Annotated in this window: 1 protein-coding gene; it reads left to right on the top strand. The window is 68.6% G+C overall.

Features of this window, described 5'->3' with window-relative positions; all coding sequences use genetic code 11:
• Nucleotides 1–258, top strand: a 258-nt coding sequence (locus PA598K_RS35710; RefSeq protein ID WP_148092072.1) for an AMP-binding protein, incomplete at both ends; no start/stop codon positions are given.

Raw genomic sequence — 258 nt, 5'->3', positions numbered from 1 at the left:
GCCGACCGATGGCGAGACGCCGCTGCCGGAGCTCTTCCTCCGTCAGGCGGCGGCGACGCCAGAGCGGACAGCGGTCGTCTGCGGCGAGCGCAGTCTCACCTATCGGGAGCTACAAGGAGCCTCCGAACGGATCGCGGCGCGGTTGCGCAAGCAGGGGGCAGGTGCGGATACGCTGATCGGGCTCTATACGGAGCGCTCGCTGGAGACGGTAACCGGCATCCTCGGCATCCTGCTTGCAGGCGCGGCCTATGTGCCGAT

It is taken from the genome of Paenibacillus sp. 598K, from assembly GCF_003851045.1.
In the GTDB taxonomy this organism is placed as follows: domain Bacteria; phylum Bacillota; class Bacilli; order Paenibacillales; family Paenibacillaceae; genus Paenibacillus_D.
Note: the sequence above shows the minus strand (reverse complement) of the source record. Positions and strands in the feature narration are given on the sequence as shown.